Source organism: Leisingera methylohalidivorans DSM 14336, from assembly GCF_000511355.1.
Taxonomy (GTDB): Bacteria; Pseudomonadota; Alphaproteobacteria; order Rhodobacterales; family Rhodobacteraceae; genus Leisingera; species Leisingera methylohalidivorans.
In genome coordinates this window covers 399,373-424,248 of the sequence record NC_023135.1, presented here as the reverse complement: position 1 = coordinate 424,248, position 24,876 = coordinate 399,373, and the positions used below count along the sequence as shown (strand labels likewise).

Annotated in this window: 26 protein-coding genes; 21 read left to right on the top strand and 5 right to left on the bottom strand. The window is 62.6% G+C overall.

All coding sequences use genetic code 11. The features are described 5' to 3' along the window. From METH_RS02160 to METH_RS02145, 4 genes are all read left to right on the top strand, one after another. Complete coding sequence (locus tag METH_RS02160) at positions 1-378, top strand: ExbD/TolR family protein (protein WP_024088761.1); 378 nt, start codon at positions 1-3, stop codon at positions 376-378. 10 nt (positions 379-388) lie between these two features. Further along, a complete protein-coding gene (locus tag METH_RS02155; RefSeq protein ID WP_024088760.1) occupies positions 389-772 on the top strand; it encodes an ExbD/TolR family protein in 384 nt (127 codons plus the stop codon). Continuing rightward, positions 769-1,593, top strand: coding sequence for an energy transducer TonB (locus tag METH_RS02150; protein ID WP_024088759.1), 825 nt, complete (start codon positions 769-771; stop codon positions 1,591-1,593). Before METH_RS02155 ends, METH_RS02150 begins: the two co-directional genes overlap by 4 nt. Positions 1,594-2,119: 526 nt before the next feature. After that, positions 2,120-3,160, top strand: coding sequence for a radical SAM/SPASM domain-containing protein (locus METH_RS02145; RefSeq protein ID WP_024088758.1), 1,041 nt, complete (start codon positions 2,120-2,122; stop codon positions 3,158-3,160). Between the two features lie 83 nt (positions 3,161-3,243). Here the strand turns inward: METH_RS02145 and METH_RS02140 are convergent, their stop codons facing one another. After that, positions 3,244-4,044, bottom strand: coding sequence for a phytanoyl-CoA dioxygenase family protein (locus tag METH_RS02140; protein WP_024088757.1), 801 nt, complete (start codon positions 4,042-4,044; stop codon positions 3,244-3,246). A gap of 99 nt (positions 4,045-4,143) precedes the next feature. On the opposite strand from METH_RS02140, the gene METH_RS02135 reads away from it, so the two are divergent. After that, complete coding sequence (locus METH_RS02135; protein WP_024088756.1) at positions 4,144-5,076, top strand: LysR family transcriptional regulator; 933 nt, start codon at positions 4,144-4,146, stop codon at positions 5,074-5,076. Here the strand turns inward: METH_RS02135 and irrA are convergent. Next, positions 5,041-5,457, bottom strand: a complete 417-nt coding sequence (gene irrA, locus METH_RS02130; RefSeq protein WP_024088755.1) for an iron response transcriptional regulator IrrA — start codon at positions 5,455-5,457, stop codon at positions 5,041-5,043. The genes METH_RS02135 and irrA overlap by 36 nt on opposite strands. 217 nt (positions 5,458-5,674) lie before the next feature. On the opposite strand from irrA, the gene fabA reads away from it, so the two are divergent. Genes fabA through METH_RS02115 form a run of 3 tightly spaced genes read left to right on the top strand, consistent with a single transcriptional unit; the run spans position 5,675 to position 8,257 of the window. After that, positions 5,675-6,184, top strand: a complete 510-nt coding sequence (fabA, locus tag METH_RS02125; RefSeq protein WP_024088754.1) for a bifunctional 3-hydroxydecanoyl-ACP dehydratase/trans-2-decenoyl-ACP isomerase — start codon at positions 5,675-5,677, stop codon at positions 6,182-6,184. Between the two features lie 45 nt (positions 6,185-6,229). Next, positions 6,230-7,459, top strand: a complete 1,230-nt coding sequence (fabB, locus tag METH_RS02120; RefSeq protein ID WP_024088753.1) for a beta-ketoacyl-ACP synthase I — start codon at positions 6,230-6,232, stop codon at positions 7,457-7,459. 6 nt (positions 7,460-7,465) lie between these two features. Beyond that, a complete protein-coding gene (locus METH_RS02115) occupies positions 7,466-8,257 on the top strand; it encodes an enoyl-ACP reductase FabI (RefSeq protein ID WP_024088752.1) in 792 nt (263 codons plus the stop codon). Between the two features lie 269 nt (positions 8,258-8,526). Here METH_RS02115 and METH_RS02110 read toward each other — a convergent pair whose 3' ends face one another. Then, a complete protein-coding gene (locus METH_RS02110) occupies positions 8,527-8,955 on the bottom strand; it encodes an FKBP-type peptidyl-prolyl cis-trans isomerase (RefSeq protein ID WP_024088751.1) in 429 nt (142 codons plus the stop codon). A gap of 136 nt (positions 8,956-9,091) precedes the next feature. Here METH_RS02110 and METH_RS02105 point away from each other — a divergent pair, with 136 nt between their 5' ends. The 12 genes from METH_RS02105 (at position 9,092) to METH_RS02050 (ending at position 20,190) form a co-directional block, all read left to right on the top strand. After that, positions 9,092-9,778, top strand: a complete 687-nt coding sequence (locus METH_RS02105; RefSeq protein ID WP_024088750.1) for a haloacid dehalogenase type II — start codon at positions 9,092-9,094, stop codon at positions 9,776-9,778. A gap of 10 nt (positions 9,779-9,788) precedes the next feature. Then, a complete protein-coding gene (locus METH_RS02100) occupies positions 9,789-10,619 on the top strand; it encodes an alpha/beta fold hydrolase (RefSeq protein ID WP_024088749.1) in 831 nt (276 codons plus the stop codon). Next, a complete protein-coding gene (locus METH_RS02095; RefSeq protein WP_024088748.1) occupies positions 10,616-11,593 on the top strand; it encodes a threonine ammonia-lyase in 978 nt (325 codons plus the stop codon). The genes METH_RS02100 and METH_RS02095 overlap by 4 nt, the downstream gene beginning before the upstream one ends. A 45-nt stretch (positions 11,594-11,638) precedes the next feature. Next, the gene (locus tag METH_RS02090; protein ID WP_024088747.1) at positions 11,639-12,835 is read left to right on the top strand and encodes an endonuclease/exonuclease/phosphatase family protein; all 1,197 of its coding nucleotides are present in this window, start codon (positions 11,639-11,641) and stop codon (positions 12,833-12,835) included. Positions 12,836-12,967: 132 nt separating this feature from the next. After that, complete coding sequence (gene pcaD / locus METH_RS02085; RefSeq protein ID WP_024088746.1) at positions 12,968-13,759, top strand: 3-oxoadipate enol-lactonase; 792 nt, start codon at positions 12,968-12,970, stop codon at positions 13,757-13,759. Then, positions 13,752-14,462 carry an alpha/beta fold hydrolase gene (locus METH_RS02080; RefSeq protein ID WP_024088745.1) on the top strand — a complete coding sequence of 237 codons (711 nt, stop codon included), beginning with the start codon at positions 13,752-13,754 and terminating at the stop codon, positions 14,460-14,462. Before pcaD ends, METH_RS02080 begins: the two co-directional genes overlap by 8 nt. After that, on the top strand, positions 14,462-15,799 hold the full coding sequence (locus METH_RS02075; RefSeq protein ID WP_024088744.1) for a lyase family protein: 1,338 nt from the start codon (positions 14,462-14,464) through the stop codon (positions 15,797-15,799). The genes METH_RS02080 and METH_RS02075 overlap by 1 nt, the downstream gene beginning before the upstream one ends. Before the next feature lie 108 nt (positions 15,800-15,907). Beyond that, positions 15,908-17,071: a TCR/Tet family MFS transporter gene (locus METH_RS02070; protein WP_052348652.1), complete on the top strand. Its 1,164-nt coding sequence runs from the start codon at positions 15,908-15,910 to the stop codon at positions 17,069-17,071. Positions 17,072-17,151: 80 nt separating this feature from the next. Then, positions 17,152-18,240, top strand: coding sequence for a Zn-dependent alcohol dehydrogenase (locus METH_RS02065; protein ID WP_024088742.1), 1,089 nt, complete (start codon positions 17,152-17,154; stop codon positions 18,238-18,240). 24 nt (positions 18,241-18,264) lie between these two features. Then, positions 18,265-18,633, top strand: a complete 369-nt coding sequence (locus tag METH_RS02060; protein ID WP_024088741.1) for a hypothetical protein — start codon at positions 18,265-18,267, stop codon at positions 18,631-18,633. Positions 18,634-18,636: 3 nt separating this feature from the next. Beyond that, positions 18,637-19,869: a mandelate racemase/muconate lactonizing enzyme family protein gene (locus tag METH_RS02055; protein ID WP_024088740.1), complete on the top strand. Its 1,233-nt coding sequence runs from the start codon at positions 18,637-18,639 to the stop codon at positions 19,867-19,869. Positions 19,870-19,941: 72 nt separating this feature from the next. Beyond that, positions 19,942-20,190: an ArsR/SmtB family transcription factor gene (locus METH_RS02050; RefSeq protein WP_052348651.1), complete on the top strand. Its 249-nt coding sequence runs from the start codon at positions 19,942-19,944 to the stop codon at positions 20,188-20,190. 163 nt (positions 20,191-20,353) lie between these two features. Here the strand turns inward: METH_RS02050 and METH_RS02045 are convergent, their stop codons facing one another. Together METH_RS02045 and METH_RS02040 are read right to left on the bottom strand one after the other, a co-directional pair. Beyond that, entirely contained in the window at positions 20,354-21,202 is an 849-nt protein-coding gene (locus METH_RS02045) for a fumarylacetoacetate hydrolase family protein (protein WP_024088738.1), read from the bottom strand. 28 nt (positions 21,203-21,230) lie between these two features. Beyond that, positions 21,231-24,227: a cyclic nucleotide-binding domain-containing protein gene (locus tag METH_RS02040; RefSeq protein WP_024088737.1), complete on the bottom strand. Its 2,997-nt coding sequence runs from the start codon at positions 24,225-24,227 to the stop codon at positions 21,231-21,233. A gap of 197 nt (positions 24,228-24,424) precedes the next feature. Here METH_RS02040 and METH_RS02035 point away from each other — a divergent pair, with 197 nt between their 5' ends. Then, the gene (locus METH_RS02035; protein WP_024088736.1) at positions 24,425-24,817 is read left to right on the top strand and encodes a DUF3307 domain-containing protein; all 393 of its coding nucleotides are present in this window, start codon (positions 24,425-24,427) and stop codon (positions 24,815-24,817) included. Positions 24,818-24,876: the final 59 nt, after the last annotated feature.

The window sequence follows — 24,876 nt, the reverse complement described above, 5'->3', positions numbered from 1 at the left end:
ATGGAGTTCACCCGCCCCCTGAAGCCGCGGCGCAAGCCAAGCCTGACGCCCATGATCGACGTGGTGTTTCTGCTGCTGGTTTTCTTCATGCTGGCGTCGCGCTTTGGCGCCGATGCGGTGCTGCAGCTGCCGCTGGCTGCGCAGGGCGGCAATTACACTGGACCGCCGCGGCTGATCGGTATCGGTGCGGGCAATCTGGATGTGAATGGCGTGCCGGTCGCAGACAGCAACCTGACCCAGGCACTGGCACCGCTGATGGAGAAACCCTCCGATATGCTGATCTTGCGCGGCCGCGACGGTGCCGACCTGCAGCGCATCACCGATGTGACAGGGCTGCTGCGGCAGGCGGGTTACAGCAATTTTGTTTTGGTGGAATAAGGAGACGCGCATGGACCTGACAGAGGCGCCCCGCCGTCCGCGGACTGAATCCATCGTGCCGATGATCAATGTGGTGTTCCTGCTGCTGATCTTTTTTCTGATGACCTCGCATCTGGCGCAGCCGGATCCGTTTGAGGTGATCCCGCCTGACGCCGCAATAGAGGCGGACCCCGGAGCCGGCCCTGTGCTGCACATCAATGCCGAAGGCCGGATCTATTTCGATGGGATCGAAGGCGACGGAGCCCTCGCACGGCTGGCCGCGGTCAGTGCCGGCAACCAGATACCGCAATTGCGCGCCGATGCCCGGCTGGAGGCAAAAGCCCTTGCCCGAATTCTGCGCCGGCTGACAGCAGCAGGCCTCAGCCAGGCTGAACTGGTGGTCCGCCAGCCATGAAACGTGCTGCCGAACTTACCGTCTTTGCCGGGCTTGCCGTGCTGATCCATGTGGCGCTGTTTGCCCGCATGCCCGGTTCCGGCACACAGTCCAGCGGTGCGGGCGGCACTGCGATGGTGTCGATACAGGCGGCGCCTGAAGCTGTGGCAGAAATGGTTGAGGCTTGGGACCGCCCGCCACAAACCACGCCGCAGATCAAGACCCGAACTGTTGAACCGCTGCCGCCGGCTAACGCCCCCGCCCTGCCGCTGCCGGCTCTTGCCCAGGCACCGCGGGCCGCGGCACAGACCGCAATGCCCAAGCCAGCAAGGGCGGATATCCTGCAGATAGTCACCGCACCGCCGCCATCGCCGAGGCAACCAGAACAGAAACTGGAGCCGCAGAACAAACCGGCGCCCAAACCGCAGGCCCGGCAGACCCGTAAATCCCAGCAGGCCTCAGCCGGGCGGGCTGAACAGCGCGCCGCTGGATCGGGCGGCGGCACTCAGGCCGGACAATCCGGCGGGGCTCAGGCGGCAACTGCAGAGGCCGGCCGCCGGGCCAAGCTGCGCAGTATCTGGGGCGCCAGGATCCGTGCCCGTGTGGAACGGCGCAAACGCTACCCGGCCGGCGCCAGCAGCAAAGGCCAGGTCGTGGTGCGGCTTACAGTCTCCAAATCAGGCCAGTTGCTGAGCCACCGGGTTGCGAAGTCGTCAGGCGTCGCAGCCTTTGATCAGGCGGCCCTGCAGGCCGTTACCCGAGCCGGCAAGTTCCCGCCGGCCCCGAAAAAGCTGCAGATCAATCAAATCAGCTTTAACCTGCCGATGAGCTTCTCAAAATAACCCGTGGCAGGGCCGCCGCTCAAGCCTCCGCGGCGGGGAACGTCCCGAGGCTCAGGGTCAGTCCGGACGTTCCGGCGCTGGTTCGGAGGCCTTTCCGGTGCGGACACGGGCGCGCGTGCCGTCGCGCTGTGCGGCGGCCTGCTCCGGGCCCGGATCCTGCATCAGCGCATTCAGCCGAAGGCGGGCGGACCTTCGTGGCGGGCTCCTGCCGCGTATTTCTTGATTCGCTGATGCGGCTGGAGCTGTCCATATAGCGCGGATCCGCATCGGCGGTTACCGTGATAGATCCGGCCTCGGCCGCACGGTGCACCAGATCCGCGCTTGGCTTCCAGCATATCGCTGCCCTTTGCGGCGCCCAGCTGACACCAATTGAAGGCAGCAATCCCGTCCATAACCGGCGGGGACCGCGCGCAGCTGCGCCGCCTGGCCGCTCACGCAATGCTCAACAATGTGACCCTGCAAAGGCTTGCCACACCTCTCCCGGCGCTTAAGGTGGATCCCGTACGCAGCATATCGAGGCCAACGCATGGAAGATCTCGCCCCCGCTCCGGACCTGAAGCCGGAAACAGCGCAGCCAGACCTGCCCGCCAAACCGCCGGGACTGCATGAACGGGCTCTGCATCTGCTGGCCAGGCTGCTGCCGCTGGCGTACTTCCGCCGGCCGCCAAAGATCATCATCATCGACGCCACCAACAGCTGCAACCTGCGCTGCCCGGTATGCCCGGTTACTTTTGCCATGCAACGCAAACGCGGCATGATGAAGCCGAAGGTGTTCCGCAAAATCATCGACGACTTCAAGGACCAGCCGGACAAACCCGCGATCTACTTCAGCTTTTCGGGCGAGCCGACCCTGCATAAGGACTTGCCCGATTTCATCGCCTACGCCCATGAAAACGGCCACGATACCTATCTGTCGACCAATGCGACCCGGCTGACACCGGAGATGAGCGAGCGCCTGATCCGCTCAGGCCTTGCCCGCGTAAATCTCTGCATGGACGGTTTCTCGAAGGAGGCGCAGGAAACCTACCGGGTCAATTCCGACTTCGACAAGGTCAAGGCCAGCATCGAAGAGTTCCTGAACATCAAAAAGGACCTGGGTTTCAAGACCCCGGTCACAGTGCTGCAAACACTGCTGACCAGCTATTCCGAACCGCAGATGGACGAAATGGAAGACTGGGCGCGGAACGCAGGCTTTGACCGGGTGCGATTCAAGACGTTCTCGATCGGCTCCTACACTTCCGCAGACCAGAAACGCGAATTTGCCCATTTCCTGCCGCGCCAGAAGGAGTTGCGCCGCCACCCCCGCCACACCAGCCACGCAATGTGCACGGTGCCGCTGTTCCAGTCGGTGGTGTTCTGGAACGGCGATCTGGGCCTGTGCTGCATCGACTACGACCAGGTGATTCAGCTGCCGAATGTCGAGCAGGACGGCTTCCTGGCCGCCTACCGTTCGGATGAAGCCGCCCGCGCCCGCAAGCGCGGCTTCCTCAAGCAGTTCGGCATCTGCAAAACCTGCTCCTTTTCCAACGCCGAAAACATGGGTATCCGCCGCGACCTCAGGAAATAGCCCGGGACATAGGCCCTTTCATCTTTCCGGAAATACTCCGGGGGTGAAGGCCGTCAGGCCGAGGGGGCCAGGCCCCCTCCCTTTTACCGCTGCAGCAGGATTGGGAACCAGTCCTCGCGCAGCCGTTGGCCAGGCTGCATTTCGTGGCCCGGAAACGGCGGTGAAGTGGGGCCGGGGCGATCCACGTAGCGGGCATCATCCCCCACCAGCCGCAGCGAGAAGGCGCGGCGGCGGGAGGCGGAAGTATTGCCGCGGGCGCCGTGCAGGGTTTTGTAGTTGAAAGCGACCGCATCGCCTGGCTGCATCGGGTATTCCAGCACCGTCATACTGTCGTCAGCATCCGGATCGGGCACCTGCATGTATTGGCCTTCATCCGGAAAGAAACCATCCTCCGACACCCAGCGGGTCGGCAGCACTTCCTTTTCCCATTTGTGCGAGCCTGCAACGCAGCGCAAGGCCGCTTCCTTCACCTCATCAAGCGGCGACCAAAAGCTGATGGTCTGCTGCCCCTCGACAAAATAGTATGGCCCGTCCTGATGCCACGGGGTCGGCATCGATGTGCCCGGTTCCTTGACCAGAACATGATCGTGGAACATTTGCACCGAGCTGGATTTCATCAGGTCAGCGGCAACTTGGGCGACCGGGGATTGCTCGATTGCCTGCTGGAATTCGGGGATCCGGGTCCAGTTGCAGTAATCGTCAAAGAAGCGCCCGGTCTGGCCGGCCTTTTCGTTGTTGGATGCATATGGCCCCGGGTTTTCCATATTGGAAGCCACACCGGCGCGCAGCAGTTCGACCTGTTCGGCAAACAGCCCGCGGATAAGGACAACGCCGTCACGCTGAAACTGTTCGACATGTTCAGGAGTAATAAGGGGGTGGACCATGGCTGCCTCCGCTGCTGAATGATGCAATTCTGATGCGTCATTCCTGGCGGTCAAAGGGCATAGTTTCAAATCATATCTTTCTAATATACACTTAATTTCATGTTATACCTTACGTTGCGCCATTATGAATACATCTGCGCCGTGGCGCAGCATGGCAGCCTGTCAGCAGCGGCCGAGGCGGTGCATGTTAGCCAGCCTGCCCTGTCTGCGGCCCTCAGCCGGATTGAGGACCACTTGGGCCATTCCCTGTTCCTGCGCCGCCGCGGGGCCGCGCTGGCATTGACACCGCAGGGCCGGGATTTCGCGGCACAAGCGCAGGAACTGCTGGACCAGGCCCGGCGGCTGGAAGATCCAAAGGGATCCAGTGCCGGGCAAAGACGGATTATGCTGGCCTGCTTCTCAGACCTTGCGCCGTTCCTGCTGGCACCGGCGCTGAAGATGCTGCGACAGGCGCTGCCTGAGGTTGAGATCCGCCACCGCGCCTGCGGGTTCGCCCCATTGATCAATGCTCTGACCGAGGGCGAGGCGGATCTGGCCATCACCTATGATCTGGGCTTGGATGCCGGGTTCAGCCGGGCGGAACTGGACAGGTTTTCCCCCCACGCCCTGGTGCCGCCGGGACATCCGCTCGCCGGCCGCAGCGATCTTTCCCTGGCGGAGGTGGCGCTGTACCCGCTGGTGCTGTCACAGGAGGGCTTGTCGGTGCAGCATATGCTGGGCCTGTTCAAGGCGCATGGTCTGGTGCCGCGGATTGTCCACCGGGCGGATTCGCTGGAATTGCTGCGCAGCCTGGCGGCCAACGGCGAGGGCGCCGGCATCAGCTACAGCCTGCCGCCCGGCGGGATGAGTTATGATGGCAAGCCATTGTGCGCTGTACGGATCACAGACAAGGCCGCAGAGGAACCGGTGATTCTGGCAACGCATGCCCGATTGCCGGACGCGTCACCCGCTTTCAAAGCGCGTGAAATTCTGTGCAGAATGTTCAGCGCCGGCCCGTCAGACCTTGCGCAGGCGGATCACCACATCGACTGAGGCGATCTCCATTCCCTCCGGCGCGTCCGGCAGTTTGTGAATCACCAGTTCCTGCGCCGGGGCATCGCTGACCCGGCCCTCGTCCTCCCAGAAAAAATGCGGATGATCATGGGTGTTGGTGTCGAAATAGCTTTTGGAACCGTCCAGCGGGATCTCCTGCAGCACGCCCGCATCGCAGAAGGCGCGCAGCGTGTTGTAGACCGTCGCCAGCGATACGGCAGCGCCTTTTTTCTTGGCCGACTCGAAGAGACTTTCGGCTGTGATATGGCGGTGCTTTCCGTCGCCGACCAGCAATTCGGCCAGCGCCACACGCTGCCGGGTGGGTCTCAGCCCGGCATCCGTCAGCCAGCGTGTGGCCGCATCTTCGCTGTTTGGCGTCATGAGCAGATCCTGCATCGCGTTGCTGACCGTATATATAGGAGCAACACCCAGGGTTTTTCAAATGAAATTCATTCGCAGCTGACCGCCGGTTTCCTGTGCACCTGTGGCACATTCAGCGCAAGAGTGACGCGGGGTACCCTTGCAGGACCCTTTAGCCGGGTGTTACAGGAGGCCAGTTACACCAATAGACCAGACCCTAGGCAGGAGATGCGCCCGAATGGCCGATTACCCGAGCAGCTTTGACAAGGACGATTTGCTGAAATGCGCGCGGGGCGAGCTGTTTGGGCCGGGCAACGCCCAGCTGCCTGCTCCGCCGATGCTGATGATGGACCGGATCACCGAAATTTCCGGCGATGGCGGCGAGCATGGCAAGGGCCATGTGATTGCAGAATTCGACATCACCCCGGACCTTTGGTTCTTTGACTGCCATTTCCCGGGCAACCCGATCATGCCTGGCTGCCTGGGCCTGGACGGCCTGTGGCAGCTGACCGGTTTCAACCTGGGCTGGCGCGGCTGGCAGGGCCGCGGCTATGCGCTTGGAGTGGGCGAGGTAAAGCTCACCGGCATGGTGCGCCCGGACCGCAAGATGCTGACCTACCGGATCAACTTCACCAAGGCCGTGCAGACCCGCCGCCTGACCATGGGTGTCGCCGACGGCATCGTCGAAGCGGACGGGGAAGTGATCTATCAGGTCAAAGATATGAAAGTGGCCCTGTCCGAGAGCTGATAGGCTCGTCGGTCAGACAGGCACCTTAACAACAGGAGTACGCCTATGCGTCGCGTCGTCGTCACCGGTCTGGGGATTGTTTCCTCCATCGGGAACAATGCTGAAGAGGTTCTCGCCTCGCTGAAGGCAGGCAAATCCGGCATCGAAGCCAGCCTCGAGATGGCTGAGCACGGCTTTCGCAGCCAAGTGGCCGGCACGCTGAAGATCGACACGGCCGCGCATGTGGACAAGCGCACCCTGCGGTTCATGGGGCCCGGTGCGGCTTACGCCCATATCGCGATGAGCCAGGCGATTGCCGATGCCGGCCTGAGCGACGATCAGGTGGTCAACGAACGCACCGGCCTTGTGGCAGGCTCCGGCGGCCCCTCGACCAGCGCCATGCTGGCCGCGCATCAGGTGGTGCAGAAAACCGGCGCCACCAAGCGGATCGGCCCCTTTGCCGTGCCCAAGTGCATGTCCTCGACGATCTCTGCCAACCTGGCGACCGCGTTCAAGATCAAGGGCATCAACTACTCGATCACCTCGGCCTGCTCGACCTCGCTGCATTGCATCGGCAACGCCGCCGAGCAGATCATGATGGGCAAGCAGGACGTGATGTTCGCCGGCGGCGGCGAGGAACTGGACTGGACCCTGTCCTGCCTGTTCGACGCTATGGGCGCGATGTCCTCCAAATACAACGATACGCCCGAAAAAGCCTCCCGCGCGTTCGATCAGGACCGCGACGGTTTCGTGATCTCCGGCGGCGGCGGCATCGTGGTGCTGGAGGATCTGGAGCACGCGCTGGCGCGTGGCGCCAAGATCTATGCGGAAGTGACCGGCTTTGCTGCGACCTCTGATGGGCACGACATGGTGGCGCCTTCCGGCGAGGGCGGCGAGCGGGCGATGCGGCTGGCGCTGTCCACTCTGCCCGAGGGCCGCAAGGTGGACTACATCAACGCGCATGGCACCTCGACCCCTGTCGGCGACGTCGGCGAGGTCGAAGCCGCGCGCCGGGTGTTCGGCGAAGGCCAGGTACCGCCGATCTCCTCGACCAAGTCGATGACCGGCCACGCCCAGGGGGCTGCCGGCGCGCTGGAGGCGATTTTCTGCCTCTTGATGCTGGACAACGATTTCATCACACCGTCGATCAACGTCGAAACCCTCGCCGAAGGCATTCAGCCTGGCGAGATTGCCACCGCACTGGTGGAAAACGCCGGCCTCGATTCGGTGATGACCAACAGCTTCGGCTTTGGCGGCACCAATGGCTCGATGGTTCTGAGCAAGTACAAGGGATAAGTGACGATGGCGGGACTGCTGACCGGCAAGCGCGGCCTGATTATGGGCGTTGCCAATGACCGCTCCATCGCCTGGGGCATTGCCAAAGCCATGGCAGAAGCCGGGGCTGAACTCGCCTTCACCTATCAGGGCGAAGCCTTTGGCAAGCGGCTGGAGCCGCTGGCGCAGAGTGTCGGCTCGGATTTCATGGTCGATGTGGATGTGACCGACGACGCTTCGCTGGATGCCGCGTTCGAACAGCTTGGCAGCCGCTGGCCGTCACTCGATTTCGTGGTGCATGCGATTGCCTATTCGGACAAATCCGAGCTGACCGGGCGCTTCCTGGACACCAGCCGGGCGAACTTCAAGAACTCGCTGGATATCTCAGCCTATTCCTTCATCGAAGTGGCGCGCCGCGCCCACCCGCTGATGAAAGACAACGGCGGCACCCTGCTGACTCTGACCTATCAGGGGTCGAACCAGGTTGTGCCGAACTATAATGTCATGGGCGTGGCCAAGGCAGCGCTGGAGTCGGCGACCCGTTACCTGGCCAATGACCTGGGGCCGGAAGGCATCCGGGTGAACGCGATCTCGCCCGGCCCGATGAAGACGCTTGCCGGTGCCGCCATCGGCGGCGCACGCAAGACCTTCAAGCACACGGCCCAGAATGCGCCAATGCGCGAGAACGCCACGCTGGAAGCAGTGGGCGGCACCGCGGTGTATCTGGCGTCTGATGCAGGCGCTTGCACGACCGGAGAAATCATCCGGGTTGATGGCGGTTTCCATGTGCTGGGAATGCCGCAGCAGGATCATCTGTAAGCAGCCAGAAAGCGCTGACATCCCAAAAAGGCGCCCCTGGAGGCGCCTTTTTTATTCCAGCAGTGGTTCAGGACGCCGAGATTTTGCAGCGCGTTCGCCTGCCTCTCATCCGGCATTCTCCCGCCCGTCGCCGGGCTTCTGGCAAAGCCCGCTTCCGTTGGGCGTGGCACTGCGCGTGGCGCAGTGCCACGCCCAAAGCCGCCAAGCGTTTTCCGGCACAGCCGGAAGACCTGCGGGCGCGGGAGTGCCGCCTGCCCGCAGATGGAACATCAGGATACCGAGACCAGCTCGATGTCGAACACCAGATCCTTGCCCGCCAGGAAATGGTTGGCATCCAGGGTGACAGTCTCGTCGCTGACCTCAACCACCGTCACCGGCAGAACCTGACCGTCCGGGCTTTGCATCTGCAACTGAGTACCCAGCTCCAGCGGGATATCCCCGGGGATGCCCTCGCGGGGAATATCCTGGCGCGCGGCGGGGTTGATCGGGCCGTATGCCTCGGCGCAGGGAATTTCCAGCGTCTTGCTCTCGCCCTCGGCCATGTCTTCCAGCCCCGCATCCATGCCCGCAATCACATGCCCTGCACCGACGGTGAATTCCAGCGGATCTCGGCCCTCGGAACTATCGAAAACGGTGCCATCCGTCAGCTTGCCTGTGTAATGGATGCGCACGGTGTCGCCGTTCTTTACCCCGGTCATATGACCTCCAATTGGTTGCGGGTTGATAAAGGGGCGCAGCCTAGCGTCCGCGAACGTGATGTAAACCCGTATGGCTGCAATTTCCCGCTTTGCCCGCCCGGGGCTTCGTGCGACGCTCCAGCAAAGGGAGAGCCCCATGCCAATCACCACCTGTATCTTTGACGCTTACGGCACCTTGTTCGATGTTGCCGCTGCTGCGCGGCAGGCCGCCAGCGAACCGGAATTTCCGCATTTGCAGGACAATTGGGCGGAGCTGGCCAATCACTGGCGGCTGAAGCAGCTTCAATACACCTGGCTGCGGGCGGTCACCAATGCCCATGCCGATTTCTGGAATGTGACGCAGGACGGGCTGGACTGGGCGATGGAGGCGGCCGGTCTGGCAGGAGATGCGGCCCTGCGCCAACGGCTGCTGGACCTCTACTGGCAGCTGCGCGCCTATCCGGAAGTGCCCGCCATGCTGAAGGCCCTGAAGACCGCCGGCATGAACACCGCGATCCTGTCCAATGGATCCCCCGCCATGCTGGACGGAGCGGTGCAGTCCGCCGGACTGGGCGATGTGCTGGATGACGTTCTGTCGGTAGAAAGCGTCGGCATATTCAAGCCCGACGCCCGCGTTTACGATCTGGTTGGCGCCAGGTTCAACTGCGCCAGGGAGGAGGTGCTGTTTGTCTCCTCCAACGGCTGGGACGCGGCGGGGGCATCGGGCTATGGGTTCGTCACCGCCTGGGTCAACCGGGCAGGCGAGCCTGTGGACAGGCTGCCCTGGAAGCCGGCGCATATCCTGCCTGACCTGACAACAATTCCCGACCTGGCCAAAGGATGACCCTACACATATGCCGTTTTTCGAAACCTCAGACGGGCTGCAGCTTTACTATACCGATGCCGGGAAGGGTGTGCCGCTGCTGTGCTTGGCGGGCCTGACCCGGGACAGCCGCGATTTCCGCTATTTCGCACCTCATGCTGCAGGCTGCCGGATGATCGCTCTGGACGCCCGCGGACGGGGGCGGTCGGATCATGATCCGGACTTCATGACCTACAATGTTCTGCGCGAAGCGCAGGATGTGCTGGAACTGCTGGACCATTTGGGATCGGACCGCGCTGCCATTCTTGGCACGTCGCGCGGCGGCTTGGTGGCGATGACACTGGCCGCCATCGCCAAAAACCGGCTTGCAGCGGTGGTCCTGAATGATGTCGGCCCGGAGATCCCCGCAGACGGCATTGCCCGGATTATGGACTACGTGGGCCGCCGCCCGGCAGCAAAGACGCATGCGCAGGCCGCAGAAGCGCTTGCTGCACTGATGGCGCCGGCCTTTCCCGGCGTCCCGGCTGCACGCTGGCGCGAGGAGGCCGAGGCATTCTATGATGAAGGCGCCGGCGGGCTCAGCCTGCGCTATGATCCGCGCCTGCGCGACGCGCTGCTGGCACAAGCGGAGGCAGGCCCTGCCCCGGATCTCTGGCCTTTGTTCATGGCCCTGGACGGCCTGCCCTGCGGGGTCATCCGCGGCGCGAATTCAGACATTTTGTGCGCCGGAACCTGCGCGGAAATGCGGCGCCGCCTGCCAGCGCTGCAAGCCGTGGAAATTCCGGACCGCGGCCATGTGCCCTTTCTGGACGAACCAGAGTCGCTCGCCCTCATCCATTCAGTACTGGACCAGATCAAATGACCTCAATCACCATGATCGAAGCGGCGGCAGCGCGGCTGAAAGGCCATGCCCGCGTCACGCCGCTGCTGTCCTCGCCCTTTCTGGACGAAATCGCCGGGCGGCGCCTGTTCGTGAAAGCGGAATGCTTGCAGCACACAGGATCCTTCAAGTTCCGCGGCGGCTGGTCGGCGGTCTCAGCGCTGACGGAAGACGCCAGAAAGCGCGGAGTCATCGCCTATTCCAGCGGCAACCATGCGCAGGGCGTGGCCGCAGCGGCCAAAGCGCATGGGGCAACCGCGGTGATCGTGATGCCCGCCGACGCACCGCAGCTGAAAATCCAAAACACCCGTGACCTGGGCGCCGAGGTGGTGCTTTATGACCGTGCAGGCAGGGAAAGCCGCGAGGCAGTGGGCGCCCGGTATGCCGAGAAGGGCGGGCTGACGCTGATCAAACCCTATGACGAACCGCAGGTGATTGCCGGTCAAGGCACCTGCGGGCTGGAGATTGCGGAACAGGCCGCTGCCGAAGGCATCACCCGGGCAGAAGTTCTGGTTAACTGCGGCGGCGGCGGATTATCCTCGGGGATCGCCCTGGCGCTAGAGGCACGCGCGCCGGATCTGCGGGTGCGCCCGGTGGAGCCGGAAGGATTTGACGACGTGACCCGCTCGCTGGCAGCCGGTGAAATCCGGCAGAACCCCAGCCAATCCGGCTCAATCTGCGATGCGATCCTGACGCCGCAGCCGGGTGAGATCACCTTTCCCATCCTCAGCCGCTTGTGCGGGGCGGGACTGGTGATCACCGAGGAAGAGGCGATGCGGGCGATGGCGCTGGCCTTTTTGCGGCTGAAGATCGTGCTGGAGCCCGGTGGTGCGGCATCGCTGGCGGCGGCCCTGTTCCACCCTGACAAGATTGATGGCGAGGCGGTGATTGCAGTCGCCACAGGCGGCAATGTGGATGCGGCGCTGTTCCAGGAGGCGCTGGCGCGTTATGCTTGACCTCTGACCGAACGGAAATCCGTACGGCTGGCAAGGGGGCCGTTCATGACACGTTTCACCATCGCCTCGTTCAACGTCAAAAATCTGATCGGACCGGAGCGGGAATATTACCGATTTCAAAGCTACACGCCCGAGGAATATGCGTGGAAGGCGGATTGGATGGCTGACCAGCTACTGACGCTGAACGCGGATATCGTGGGTTTCCAAGAGATCTTTGAGGAGGCCCCGCTGCGCCAGGTGATTGCCGAAGCGGACCGCCGCGGAGCGGAGGCCAATGCAGCCAGCATTCCCGACCCGTCCAAGCGCTATCACCGCAAGGCGATTTTTCAGAAGCTGGCATATGGTTCTTATGACGAGGCAGCGCTGGCTTTCGCTGCGAACGTCAATGACACCGGCGAGCCTGGACAACGGCGTCCCGGTCTCGCGGTGCTGTCCCGGTTCGGCTTTGAAGGAGAGGCAGAAGTGATCCAGGATCTGGCACAGCCGCTGGACATTCCCATGGCCTGCCTGGGTGAGGAAGAGGAAGCCGGTTTTTATACCCTGCGCCGCCTGTCGAGGCCGATCTTAAAGGTCCGCGTTCCTGTGGGAGGACAGGTCATCACCGTTTTCAACTGCCACCTGAAATCGAAGCTGGGCGAGTACGTCACACCGCAGGGCGCGGATTACGCGCCGGAAACCGTGCTGACGGCATATGACGCTGCAGGCCGTGCCTTGGGATCCTTGCGCGCGGCATTGCGGCGGATGGGAGAGGCTTGGGTGCTGCGCCGTGCGATTCTGGACGAATTGGAACAGGGCCGCCCGGTGATGGTTTTGGGGGATTTCAATGACGGCGAACACGCTGTCAGCAGTGAAATCATCTCGGGCGAGGCCCCCTTCAAGAATTACGCCTGGATGCTGCGCCACGATGCCCGGCACGGCGGCGACCGCTACAGCGAGAAAGAGGACACTCAGATCCGCGAAGCCATCGACCGGGTGCGGCTGCGTTCGGCCGAGAAGATGTTCCTGAAGAAAAGCCTGCGCGATGTGGTCTACACCACTGCCTTTAACGGAGTGCATGAGAGCATCGACCAGATCTACATGTCGCGCCATTTCGACCCTGCCTGGAGCGGCGCGCTGGGGGGGATGCAGTACTACAGCGTGTTCAACGACCATCTGACCGACGGCAGCCACCCTGAGGCGCCTTACAACAAGCTGGCCTCCGATCACGGGCAGATCATGGCCCACATTGAGCTGCACGGCTGAAGGGCACCGGAAAATCCCAATTTTCCGGCCAATTTTCTTACCCAGGAAAATTTCCCCGCCCGCGGCAGGCGGCTGGTTTACCTCGTCGCCCCGGCGCAGGTAGAGTGCGGTGGAACAAACAAGAGGCGCTCCATGCAGATCGCAGACCTGGGCGATGTCCAGCTTCACTACCGCATTGACGGAGACGCGGATGGCGCGCCCATCGTTTTTGCCAATTCGCTGGGCACGGACCTGAGGGTCTGGGATGCGGTAGTGGAGCGCTTGCCCGCGGGTCTGCGCATCATCCGATATGACAAGCGCGGCCATGGGTTGTCGTCCTGCCCGCCGGCGCCTTATTCGATGGGCGCGCTGGTGCGCGACGCAGAACGGCTGCTGGATCATCTGCAGGTGCGGGATTGCATGTTTGTGGGGCTGTCGATCGGCGGCATGATCGCACAGGGGCTGGCAGTGAAGCGGCTGGACCAGATCCGGGCGCTGGTGCTCTCCAACACCGCCGCCAAGATCGGCACTGCAAAGATGTGGAAGGACCGCGTGCAGACGGTGCAAGCGCAGGGGGTGGAGGCGCTGGCCGATGCCGTGATGGAGCGCTGGTTCTCCAGAACTTTCCGGGCCACGCCCCAGCTGCAGCTTTGGCGCAACATGCTGGTGCAGCAGTCCCGCGATGGCTATGCCGGCTGCTGCGCGGCAATTGCCGGAACCGATTTCTATACTCCAACCAGCGGGCTGCGGCTGCCGTGCCTGGGTATCGCGGGCTCTGAGGACGGCGCCACCCCGCCCGATCTGGTGCGCGAGACGGTCGATCTGATCCCCGGCAGCCGGTTCCACCTGATCCGCCGCGCTGGCCATATCCCCTGCGTCGAGCAGCCGGTGGAATACGCAGAGCGCCTGACCGCCTTCCTGCAGGAGACCGGGCATATTGGCTGAGGTTCTTCTGATCCATGGATCCTGCCACGGCGCCTGGTGCTGGCGTGATGTTGTCCCGGCACTGAAGGCCGGCGGCCATACAGCGCACACGATCACCCTGCCCGGCCATGGCGACGGCCGGGATCCGGCAGGCGTCACGCTGGCAGAAACAGCTGATGCCATCGCAGCGGCCTCCACCCCGGACACCATCGTGCTGGGCCATTCCTGGGGCGGCTTTCCGATTTCTGCCGCTGCGGAGGCCGCCCCGGAGAAGCTGCGCGGTTTGATCTATCTCTGCGCCTACATCCCGGTCAGCGGCAGTTCCCTGATCGATATGCGCAAAGCCGGGCCGCGGCAGACGCTGACGGGAGCGACGGCCAAGAACCCGGCCGGCACTGGCTACAGCTTCCTGCCTGATACCGCACCGGATTTATTTTATCACGATTGCCCGGAGGAGGCCGTTCGCTTTGCCATGCAGAACCTCTGCCTTCAGCCAATCCGGCCTCAGGACACACCGATCCAGCTGACTGAGCGGTTCGATGGGGTGCCCAAGGCCTATATCCGCTGTACAAGCGACCGGGTGATCCCGCCGGAATACCAGGTGCAAATGGCAGCACAGCTTCCGCCGCATCGGGTCTATGAAATGCAGACATCCCATTCGCCCTTCTTTGCAGATCCCAAGGGTCTCGCGGATCTGATCGGGCACATCGCAAAGGACTTCTGATGGCAGGTTCTGTCTTTGACAGCCAGGTTTACGGTGATCTCTTCGGCAGCGGCGAAGCCAGCCGCCTGTTCTCCGACAGCGCAGAGGTGCGTGCCATGCTGCTGGTGGAAGGCGCGCTGGCCAAGGCGCAAGGCGCGGCCGGGGTTATCCCGCAGGAGAGCGCCGCCGCAATCAGCCGGGCCGTGGTGGAAATCGCCATCGATCCCGGTGTTCTGAAGCGGCCCACAGGACAGAACGGCGTGCCGGTGCCAGGGCTGGTGGCCGCGTTCCGCGACGAGATGAAAGCGCCGGAACATGCGCAGTACGTGCATTGGGGCGCCACTTCTCAAGACATCATGGACAGCGCGCTTATGCTGCGGTTGCGCCAGGTGCTGGCGCTGGTGGAAACGGATTTGTCTGCAAGTGTGAAAGCCCTTGGCACATTTTCGAAAACACATGCGGAGCTGCCGATGGCAGCGCGCACTTATGGCCAGCACGCCACCCCCACCAGTTTTGGCGCGGTAGCGGCGGGCTGGGGCGCGCCGCTGCTGGGATTGCTCGAGGAACTGCCCGGCTTGCGCCAGAGCTGCCTGCTGGTGTCTCTGGCGGGCGCTGCCGGAACATCATCTGCCTTGGGGCCGCAAGCGGCGGAAGTGCGCGCGGCCATGGCCAAGGGACTGGCGCTGGGTGATCCCGGACGCAGCTGGCACACTGACCGCACCCCGTTCCTGCGGATTGCAGATTGGCTGGTGCGGGTGACGCTGGCATTCGGCAAGCTGGGAGAGGACTGCACCGCGCTGGCGCAAAGCGGCGTCGGGGAGATTTTGCTGGGCGGTGCCGGCGCCTCCTCGACCATGCCGCAGAAACAGAACCCGGTTGCGCCTTCGGTTCTGACGGCACTGGCGCGTCAGGGCATTGGCCTGTTTTCTGTGCTGCAGGGTGCTTCGATGCAGCAGCATCAGCGTGACGGAGCGGCCTGGTTCACCGAATGGATGTGCCTGCCCCAAATCGTGCTGGGCGCAGCCAGTGCCGCAAAGACCGGCAGGGCGCTCTGCGCTGGTCTCGCACCCAATGCGGCGGCCATGGCATCCGCGTTGTCGGACGGGCTGGGCATGATCCACGCCGAGGCACTAAGTTTCGCCCTCGCCGCAGATATGCCCCGGCCCGATGCCCAGGCAGCCGTCAAAACGCTGTGCCAGGAGGCGCAGTCCACTCAAACCCCGCTGCAGGATCTGGTGGCGCGGGAGTACCCGGATCTTGATGCGGCAGCGCTGTTTGATGCGTCGCAACAGATGGGCCGGGCTCCGTGGGACGCCTTGCAATTTGCCAAAAAGGCAGGAGAACTGGGCGGCGAATAGAAACCGTCAAGGAGAGCAGGATTGCCTGCGCTGTCAGCAAGAAAGGACGATGGTGGCAGGGCAACACGCCAAAGCCGCCTGTCCCTCGTCTTTGTCCTGGCGACCGTGATGATCGATGCCATGGGCATCGGGCTGATCATGCCGGTGATGCCGGGCCTGATAACCGGGGTTCAGGGCGGGTCGCTGGCGCAGGCAGCAGTCTGGGGCGGTGTGCTCAGCACTGTTTTTGCAGTAATGCAATTCCTGTTCAGCCCGATCCTCGGCAGTCTGTCCGACGCGGTGGGACGCAGGCCGGTGCTGCTGGTCTCGCTGTTTGTGATGGCGTTGGATTACCTGATCATGGCCCTTGCCGGCACCATGTGGCTTCTGCTCCTGGGCCGTATCCTGGGCGGCATCACCGCCGCCACCCATTCGACGGCAGGCGCCTATATCGCCGACATCTCGCCGCCGCAAAAGAAGGCCGCCAATTTCGGCCTGCTGGGTGCGGCCTTTGGTGCCGGATTTGTGCTGGGTCCGCTGATGGGCGGGCTGCTGGGCGAATTGGGTACCCGGGCACCGTTCTATGCCGCTGCCGTTCTCGTGCTGGGAAATTTCGCTCTCGGCTGGTTTGTGATGGGCGAAACGGTGCAGGACAAGAACCGCCGCCCATTTGAATGGCGCCGCGCCAACCCGTTTGGCGCCTTCCACGCGGTCGGGCGCATTCCCGGCATCAAGCCGCTGCTGTGGGTCTATTTCCTCTATTCTGTTGCCATCTACGTCTATCCCGCGATCTGGGCCTATTTCACGCTGGAGCGCTTCAGCTGGCAGCCGCAGGTGATCGGGCTGTCGCTGGCGGTTTACGGTATCTCGATGGCTTTGGTGCAGGGCTGGCTGCTGCGCTACACGGTGACTTGGTTCGGAGAGCGCCGGACGGTGATCTGGGGCCAGCTGTTCGACTTTACCGCCTTCGGCATTCTCGCATTCATCTCCAGCGGCACTCTTGCGATGCTGCTGATCCCGGTCTCGGCCCTTGGGGCGGTTGTCCAGCCCGCACTGCAAGGAATGATGGCACAAGCGGTAGAGGACAACCAGCAGGGCGAACTGCAAGGCGTGCTGACCGCCGTCAATGCGCTGGCGATGATCCTGTCGCCGCTGATGATGACAGCGGTATTTGCCCGCTTTACCGGCGAAGGTGCTGGCCTCTACCTGCCAGGTGCGCCGTTCCTGCTGGCGCTGCTTCTGATGGCAATCGGCTGCGCGGTGTTCCTGCGCAGCAAGCCTTCCGTAGCGTAATTGCGCCTTCGGCCTGCCGCATTCCGGCTTGATGCAGCCCGGCCGCCGCGCCACGCTGCCTGAAAACGGGGAGAGAGACCATGCAAACCATCAAAGCCGCCGTCTGCCATGAATTCGGCGCGCCGCTTGTGATCGAGCAGGTGCAGCTGGCACCGCCCGGGATGGGCGAGGTTGAGGTCACACTGGACGCAGTAGCAATCTGCCACAGTGATATTTCCTATGCCGAGGGCGCCTGGGGCGGGCATCTGCCGGCAGTCTACGGGCATGAGGCCGCCGGAGTGATCACCAGTACCGGCAGCGGCGTGCAGGGGTTTGCCGAGGGCGACTCGGTTGTAGTCACCCTGATCCGCAGCTGCGGCACCTGCCCCTCCTGCGCCGGCGGCAGGCCGGTGATCTGTGAAACACCCCATGACACCATGAGCGGCCCGCTGAAAACCGCGGACGGCAAACCGCTGGATCAGGCCATGGCTTGCGGCGCCTTTGCCGAGAAGGTGGTGGTGGACCAGCGACAGATCGTGAAAATCCCGGGAGACATGGGCAAGGATGCCGCGGCGCTGGTTTCCTGCGGGGTGATCACCGGGGTGGGTGCGGTGGTCAACGCGGCGCAGCTGCGTGCGGGTCAGGATGTGGTGGTGATCGGTGCAGGCGGTGTCGGCCTTAACGCCATCCAGGGCGCCCGCATCGCCGGCGCCCGCCGCATCGTTGCGGTGGATATGAGCCCGGAGAAACTGGCGATTGCCAAGGAGTTCGGCGCCACCCACGGGGTGCTCGCCACTGAAGAAAAGCCATGGAAAGCCGCATTCAAGGCGCTTGGCGGCCGCGGTGCTGATGCGGTGCTGATCACCGTTGGCGCCATTCCGGCCTATGAACAGGCCCCCCGTTATCTGGCGCGCGGCGGCAAGGCGGTGCTGATCGGCATGCCGCATTCCGGCGCCAAGGCCAGCTATGAGCCTGTGGTTCTGGCGGCGGTGGGCCAAGGGCTGATCGGCTCCAAGATGGGGGACGTGGTGATCCAGCGAGATATCCCGTGGATGGTGGATCTCTACCAGCAGGGCCGCTTGAAACTGGACGAACTGATTTCTGCGCGCTGGTCCTTAGAGCAGATCAACGAGGCCATCGCCGATACCAAGACTGGTTCTGCCAAACGCAATGTGATTGTTTTCGGCTGACACATTCAATGCGGAGCGCAGAACGTGCTGAAATTTCTGACCGATCTCTTCAAACCAGAGACCCCTAAGGCGCCGCCGGTCACCTCGGAGACCTCGGCCGGGTTCGCTACCGGCGAGGTCGCCCCCTTTCTGACGCGGCTCTCCAATAATCCCCGGTTCGGGCTGCCTGCGGAATTCACCGCCGCCATCGCGGATGCCCTGCCTGGCATGAACATGGACGACACCCGCCGCTGGCAGATCGACGGCGCCTTTGACGGAGCCAGGGTGCAAATCGATATCGAGGTTTGCATGGACAGCATGGATGCGCCGGGCCTGTCCTTCTTCAGCACAAGGGCTGCGATTGATGAAATCGACAAGGAATTGGCCGCCTTTTCCAAGGCTTCGGAAAGCTAGACCATGAAACTGCAAGATCTGGATATCATCGTAACCGCCCCGCCTGCGTCTGGCTGGGGCGGGCGCTATTGGATTCTGGTGAAAGTCACCACGGACACCGGCATCGCCGGCTGGGGCGAATGCTACGCGTCATCCGTGGGTCCTGATGCGATGACCCATGTGATCCGCGACGTATTCGAGCGCCACATGGCCGGTGAGAACCCGGAAAACATCGAACTGATGTTCCGCCGCGCATATTCCTCGGGGTTTACACAGCGCCCGGACCTCACAGTGATGGGTGCGTTCTCGGGGCTGGAGATCGCCTGCTGGGACATCCTCGGAAAGGACCGCGGACGGCCGGTGCATGCGTTGCTTGGCGGGCGGATGAATGACCGCATCCGTGCCTATACTTACCTCTACCCGCTGCCGCATCAGGACATCATGCCGTTCTGGACCTCGCCTGATATGGCTGCCGAGGCCGCAGCACAAAAGGTGCGCGAAGGCTTCACCGCGCTGAAATTCGATCCCGCCGGCCCCTATACGATGCGCGGCGGGCATATGCCTGCGATGTCGGACATCTCCTTGTCGGTGGCGTTCTGCAAGGCGATCCGCGAAGCCGTGGGCGATAAGGCAGACCTGCTGTTCGGCACCCACGGCCAGTTCAGCACCGCCGGTGCCATCCGCCTGGGCCAGGCAATTGAACCCTATTCCCCGCTCTGGTTCGAGGAGCCTACCCCGCCTGACAATATCGCAGACATGGCCCGGGTTGCCCGCAACCTGCGCATTCCTGTGGCCACAGGCGAACGCATGACCACAAAGGCAGAATTTGCTGCAGTGCTGCGGGCTGGTGCCGCCGAGATCCTGCAGCCGGCCCTGGGCCGTGCCGGCGGGATCTGGGAAATGAAAAAGGTCGCGGCCATTGCAGAAGTGTTCAATGCACAGATGGCGCCGCATCTTTATGCAGGACCGGTGGAATGGGCGGCCAACATCCACCTCGCCGCCTCAATCCCGAACATCCTGCTGCTGGAAACGATCGAAACCCCCTTCCACGATCAGCTGATCAAGGGATCTATACGCGCAGAGAACGGCTACGTTACCGCGCCCAGCGCACCCGGCCTGGGCATCGAAGTGGACGAAGAGCTCGCCCGCGCCCATCCGTTCAACGGAACTGACCTGCACCTTAACATGCAAGACGCGCCCTGTGATTATTCAAATGGCAACGCCTTTGCCGGTGGCTCTCCGCCGATCATGGATTGAGATTGCAGATCCTGAGTAACTTGACCGGAAAAATAGAGGCAGTATGCGGCATACCACCTTCCAGGATTCCGCATACTGCCTGCCCATGAAGGGCGGCTGATGATCCTTTGCCATCTTGGCACCGGAGAGAAGTCCGTGGGGGCGCTGGAAGCCCTGTTGAATATGCGCCAGGGCGCAGTCAGCCAAATGCTCGCCCGGCTGCGTGAAGATGGTCTGGTTGCCACGCGGCGGGAAGGCAAGACGGTTTTTTATTGCCTGACTGATGGCAACACGCAGCAATTGATAGCCTTGCTGTACAGGCAGTTCTGCAGCAGCGCTTGACCGCTTTTTCCCATAGACGCTGGCGGCCCGGCGCGTTCTTCAGGTTCTATTCCAGCGTTGCTGCAAGCAGGACCGCGCTGCGCATGGCGCAGCGCCACGCCCAACCGGGGAGGCGCATTCCGCGAAGGCGCCGGAACGGGCGGGAGACCCCGCCTGCAGATTGTCAATCGTCAGACCGGACCGTTTGCGTCTGCACTCCCAGCCCTTCGATCTCCAGCCGCATCACATCGCCGGGCTGCAGATAGACCGGTTGCGGTTTGCACCCCATACCGACGCCCGGCGGTGTGCCGGTCGCGATCACATCGCCCGGATGCAGGGTCATCAGCTGGCTCAGATGCGAGATGATCTGTGCCACGGTGAACACCATCGTGGCCGTGGTTCCAGTCTGCCGCCGCGTGCCGTTCACATCACAGGTCAGCCACAGGCTCTGCGGGTCCGGCACTTCGTCCCGCGTCACCAGCCAGGGGCCGATTGGCCCGAAGGTATCGCAGCTTTTGCCCTTGGTCCACTGGCCGGTCAGCTTGGTCTGATAGTCGCGCTCGGACACATCGTTGACCACGCAATACCCCGCCACATGGTTCAGCGCATCGTCTTCGGAGACATATTTGGCGGCAGTGCCGATCACCACGCCCAGCTCGACCTCCCAATCCGCCGCCACTGCGCCGCGCGGCAGAATCACGTCATCGTCCGGTCCGCAAATGGAAGACGTCGCCTTGAGGAAAAGAATTGGATGCTCTGGCAGCGCCATGCCCATCTCTTCCGCGTGATCGGTGTAGTTAAGGCCGATGCCAAGAAACTTCCCCGTCTGCCCGACACAAGGCGCCAGCTCCGGATTTCCTTCCACCAGCGGCAGCTCCACCGGATCCAGCACTGCCAGCCGGGAAAAGGTTTCGTCCCCCAGCACCGCACCGGTAATGTCCGGCAGATGCGCGGACAAATCCCGGACTGCGCCTGCGCTGTCCAAAAGGCCCGGCCGTACTTCTCCGCCCGCGCGGTACCGCAGAAGTTTCATGTTATTTTTCCCTGTCTCAAAGTCTGGATTAATTGGAGACGTAGCCCGCCACCACTTGCAAAAGCTTGAAGGCGGTGGAGGCGTCATTTTCCACCACTGCCAGAAATTCTTCCTCGCCAATCCGCAAGCAGTTGAGATCGGTCGCCGCGATCATGCTCAGCGCCCGGGGTTCATGGCGGATCAGCCCCAGCTCCCCCACCAGCCTCCCAGGGCCAACCGTGGTAATCAGCCGGTCCTCACCGCCCGGTTGCGGCAAGTAAAGCTCTGCCTCGCCTTCAAGGATCATATACGCCCCGTCCGACGCTTTATCATCCTTGAGAAACACAACCTCTCCCGCTGCGGCATCATACCAGCGGGCGCCGAATGCCAGGAGGCGCAACTGGCGCCGGTTCAGGCCTGAGAACAGTTCAGTCTGTTCCAGCGCCCTGAGCTTCCTAGCAAGATCCTGGCTCGCCGCCCCATCGCCTGCCGCCACGACCTGGGCCTCGTCGCTGACCAGACGGCCCTGGCGCAGTTCAAAGAAGACGTCAAACACATCCGGGCTCTGAAAGCTGGGGGCAAGGTAGATCAGCGTGGTTCCGGGCAAAAGCTTTCGCAGGTTCTTATGCACCGCGACGCGGGTTTCAAAATCATAGCTTGCCATCGCGGAATCAAGGATCAGGATATCCGGTTTCTTGATTGTGGCCCGGCAAAAGGCCAGCGGCTCGGCAAAACTGGCGGCCAGCCCCTGCCCGCCCACCGCAATCGGCATGTCAAAGATCAGTTCCACCACCTGATTACGCAAGCCTTCACGCACCATCAGTTCTGAGACAAGTTTGCGCACCTCATCGCCCTTGGCTCCGGCTGCATCCGATATCTTGCCAAACAAAGCGTTTTCCAGAACCGTCAGAGTGGGTGCGATGGCCTCTTCTGCAAATGGAACAAAGCCGGCGCCCAATGCCTCTAGCAAGCGCTGCCCATGACTGCGGCGGAAGCCCAGGATCCGCTCTTTCATTGTCTCTTCAAATGCCGGGCCGATCTGTTCCGCCGAAATGGTGAAAGGCACGATCAGCAGCTGGGCCAGCTCCTCGCGGCTCAGCGCCGCCGCATTTACAGTACCGGGCCGGTCGACCAGCGACAGCGCCGTTTCATAGGCGCCCACATCCAATCCCAGCTTGCGGAACAGAGGGTGGCCAGTGCCGTCCATACCGAAGATCTGGCGCAGCATCTCCACCACATCACGAGTCAGCGCCACCAATCCTTCGTCCAGACCCAGCTGCTTGAGCTGGTCGAGGAATTCCCCATGCCCATGCAAGACCTCGCCGGTCAGAGCCTGCTGCGAGGCTGCAAACAGCAGGTTTTCCGCAACCGGCAGCGCCGGGTTGTATGCCTCCGGTTCCAGAAAATGCACATGCACGTCCAGACCGGCGTCCAGAATGGCCTTGCGCACCGATGGACGCAGCCCGACAAGCCGCTCCGCCAGATCCGGGTGGTCGGGCGCTTCGAAACACTGCTCGATACCGCGGCGGAACAGAGCAGTATCGGATCCGATCCCCTCGACCAGCTGCAGCCACCAGCTCCGCAGCTCCGCCTCGCTGGAGAAACCAGCCAGCTTGGGATCAAGCCAGGGGGCATCAAAGGGATCCGGGCTGTTGCCCGCGCGTTTGGCAATCTCCAGCTGCTGCAAGTCCCGGGCCGCGCCCAAGGGGCGCAGCCGCATTGGCATCATCACATTGTCGCCAAAGGATCCCTGGAACAGAACCGGCCGCGAGGTAGCATAGCCGATCCGCGCCGCCACCGTTGCCTGGTGCAGCCCGGTAAGGTTCTGACCGGCCACCGTCACCGTTCCCGTTGAGGGCAGTATTTCCCGCGTCAGCAGTTCCGCCAGAGCCCGGCGGTCTTCCTCGGAGGGGGCCGCTATGCCGATGACCTGCCCTGCGGGGAAGGTTGCGCTCAGCTCCTCCAGTACCGGATTGCCATCCGTGTCACGCACATTGACCGCATCCAGAACCACGTCGCCGCGCAAATGCTCCAGCTCCTCTGGTTCGCCGCTCAGCAGCTTTTCATCCACCATGCCCTTAGGTGCAAAGCGCTCGAGGATCACTTCCCAGCGCAAGCCCATGTCCTGGGTCTGGTTGTAGTAGGTCAGCAATTCCTTCCAGGGTGATGCCAGATCCTTGTAGGCTGCCAGCGCCGCAACCAATGCACCCAACGACACCTTGCCCTGCAGCACCAGAAAGCCGCCGACAGCATAAAAGAAAAACGGCGTCAGCTGGGTTATGAAGTTGTTGAGAAACTTCATGAAGAATTTTTTCTGGTATATCTCGAAGCGGATGTCATACAGCCGCCCCAGCCGGGCCGTGATGATTGCCATCCGGTAACGCCAGCCGCCATTGATCCGGAGCGTCGAGGCGCCCGCGGCGCTTTCGCCGATCTCAGTGGCCAGGGCCCGAACCTGCTTGATGCGCTTCTTGTTCAACAAGTTGATCTGCCGTTGCAGCATCGGGATCAGCCAGCCTTGCAGAGGAATGAGCGCAATTGCCGCCATCCCGAACCAGAAGTTCTGCAGAAACAGGAAGAACAGGATAGTCAGCATCTGCCCCGCTTGCAGCACCGGCTGGCTGACCGCATCCCCCATCAGCCCGCCCATCGGCTCGGATTCGGAGGTGACCATCGACACCAGCTCACCTTGGCTGACCCGCTCAAAATAGGGTTGCGGAAAGCGCAGCACCCGGGCGATCAGCTGATAGCGGAAGCGGCGCAGCATTCGCTCGGCCAGCACCCCCTTCATGGTGTTGATGCGCATTTTCAGCAGGCCGTGGCATAGCACCGACACCAGAAATCCGCCGCAAAGAATCCACAGGAACGTCAGCTGATCAAAGCTCTGACCCAGCAGGGTTATGGTGGAGGTCTCAGCACCGATCGCATCGTTGATGATCCGTTTCGGCAGCTCCAGCGTCAGGTAAAGAAGCGGGAACAGGCAGGCCGTGACCAGCAACAGCACCAGCTGGTCGCGCTTCGAGTACTTCCAGATGAAACGGAACAAAGAGCGTTCGATGGGGAAAGCTCCATAAATGGCGGCTTTGAAGTTGGACTTTCTTATGGGTAGCGCGGTTTGGCAGGCACAGGCAATGGGCAGAAGACCGCCCTGTCCCGTTGCGCACCCCTGCCGGCGCGACAATTGCCAGACGGCGAAAAATCCGTAAGGTTCCAGCAAGGTATCTTTGCTGGAGGTCAATAGGTTTGACGGAATATGTCGGATACGTACTGCTGCTGCTCTGCGCTTTGCAGGTCAAGCACCTGTTTGCCGACTTCTTTCTGCAAACACCCAAAATGCTGTCCGGCCGCTGCGCCTATGCCCATATGGGGCGGGCCCAGCATGCGGGTATCCATGTGATCGGCTCAGCCCTTGTTTATTTGCTGTTCGGCGCACAATTGGCATTCATTCTGGTCCTGGGTGTGCTGGAGTGGGTGGTTCACTTCCACATTGATTTCGGCAAAGCCCGTTTCTCCGAACGCAAGAAGCTGCACCCGCAGCAGGCAATGTTCTGGCAGGCGATGGGTTCTGACCAGGCTCTGCACCAGTTGACCTACATCGCCATGGCCTGGGCCTGGGTGAAATACGCGGCGGCGTGACGGCACCCGCGGGCTGAGGCCCGCCCGCAGCCCCCAAAGTATCGTTGCAAAGAAGGCAC

Coding starts and splice junctions, on each gene's coding strand:
- METH_RS02160 (WP_024088761.1), top strand. CDS start 1: ATGGAGTTCACCCGCCCCCTGAAGCCGCGGCGCAAGCCAAGCCTGACG.
- METH_RS02155 (WP_024088760.1), top strand. CDS start 389: ATGGACCTGACAGAGGCGCCCCGCCGTCCGCGGACTGAATCCATCGTG.
- METH_RS02150 (WP_024088759.1), top strand. CDS start 769: ATGAAACGTGCTGCCGAACTTACCGTCTTTGCCGGGCTTGCCGTGCTG.
- METH_RS02145 (WP_024088758.1), top strand. CDS start 2,120: ATGGAAGATCTCGCCCCCGCTCCGGACCTGAAGCCGGAAACAGCGCAG.
- METH_RS02140 (WP_024088757.1), bottom strand. CDS start 4,044: ATGGTCCACCCCCTTATTACTCCTGAACATGTCGAACAGTTTCAGCGT.
- METH_RS02135 (WP_024088756.1), top strand. CDS start 4,144: ATGTTATACCTTACGTTGCGCCATTATGAATACATCTGCGCCGTGGCG.
- irrA (WP_024088755.1), bottom strand. CDS start 5,457: ATGACGCCAAACAGCGAAGATGCGGCCACACGCTGGCTGACGGATGCC.
- fabA (WP_024088754.1), top strand. CDS start 5,675: ATGGCCGATTACCCGAGCAGCTTTGACAAGGACGATTTGCTGAAATGC.
- fabB (WP_024088753.1), top strand. CDS start 6,230: ATGCGTCGCGTCGTCGTCACCGGTCTGGGGATTGTTTCCTCCATCGGG.
- METH_RS02115 (WP_024088752.1), top strand. CDS start 7,466: ATGGCGGGACTGCTGACCGGCAAGCGCGGCCTGATTATGGGCGTTGCC.
- METH_RS02110 (WP_024088751.1), bottom strand. CDS start 8,955: ATGACCGGGGTAAAGAACGGCGACACCGTGCGCATCCATTACACAGGC.
- METH_RS02105 (WP_024088750.1), top strand. CDS start 9,092: ATGCCAATCACCACCTGTATCTTTGACGCTTACGGCACCTTGTTCGAT.
- METH_RS02100 (WP_024088749.1), top strand. CDS start 9,789: ATGCCGTTTTTCGAAACCTCAGACGGGCTGCAGCTTTACTATACCGAT.
- METH_RS02095 (WP_024088748.1), top strand. CDS start 10,616: ATGACCTCAATCACCATGATCGAAGCGGCGGCAGCGCGGCTGAAAGGC.
- METH_RS02090 (WP_024088747.1), top strand. CDS start 11,639: ATGACACGTTTCACCATCGCCTCGTTCAACGTCAAAAATCTGATCGGA.
- pcaD (WP_024088746.1), top strand. CDS start 12,968: ATGCAGATCGCAGACCTGGGCGATGTCCAGCTTCACTACCGCATTGAC.
- METH_RS02075 (WP_024088744.1), top strand. CDS start 14,462: ATGGCAGGTTCTGTCTTTGACAGCCAGGTTTACGGTGATCTCTTCGGC.
- METH_RS02070 (WP_052348652.1), top strand. CDS start 15,908: ATGATCGATGCCATGGGCATCGGGCTGATCATGCCGGTGATGCCGGGC.
- METH_RS02065 (WP_024088742.1), top strand. CDS start 17,152: ATGCAAACCATCAAAGCCGCCGTCTGCCATGAATTCGGCGCGCCGCTT.
- METH_RS02055 (WP_024088740.1), top strand. CDS start 18,637: ATGAAACTGCAAGATCTGGATATCATCGTAACCGCCCCGCCTGCGTCT.
- METH_RS02045 (WP_024088738.1), bottom strand. CDS start 21,202: ATGAAACTTCTGCGGTACCGCGCGGGCGGAGAAGTACGGCCGGGCCTT.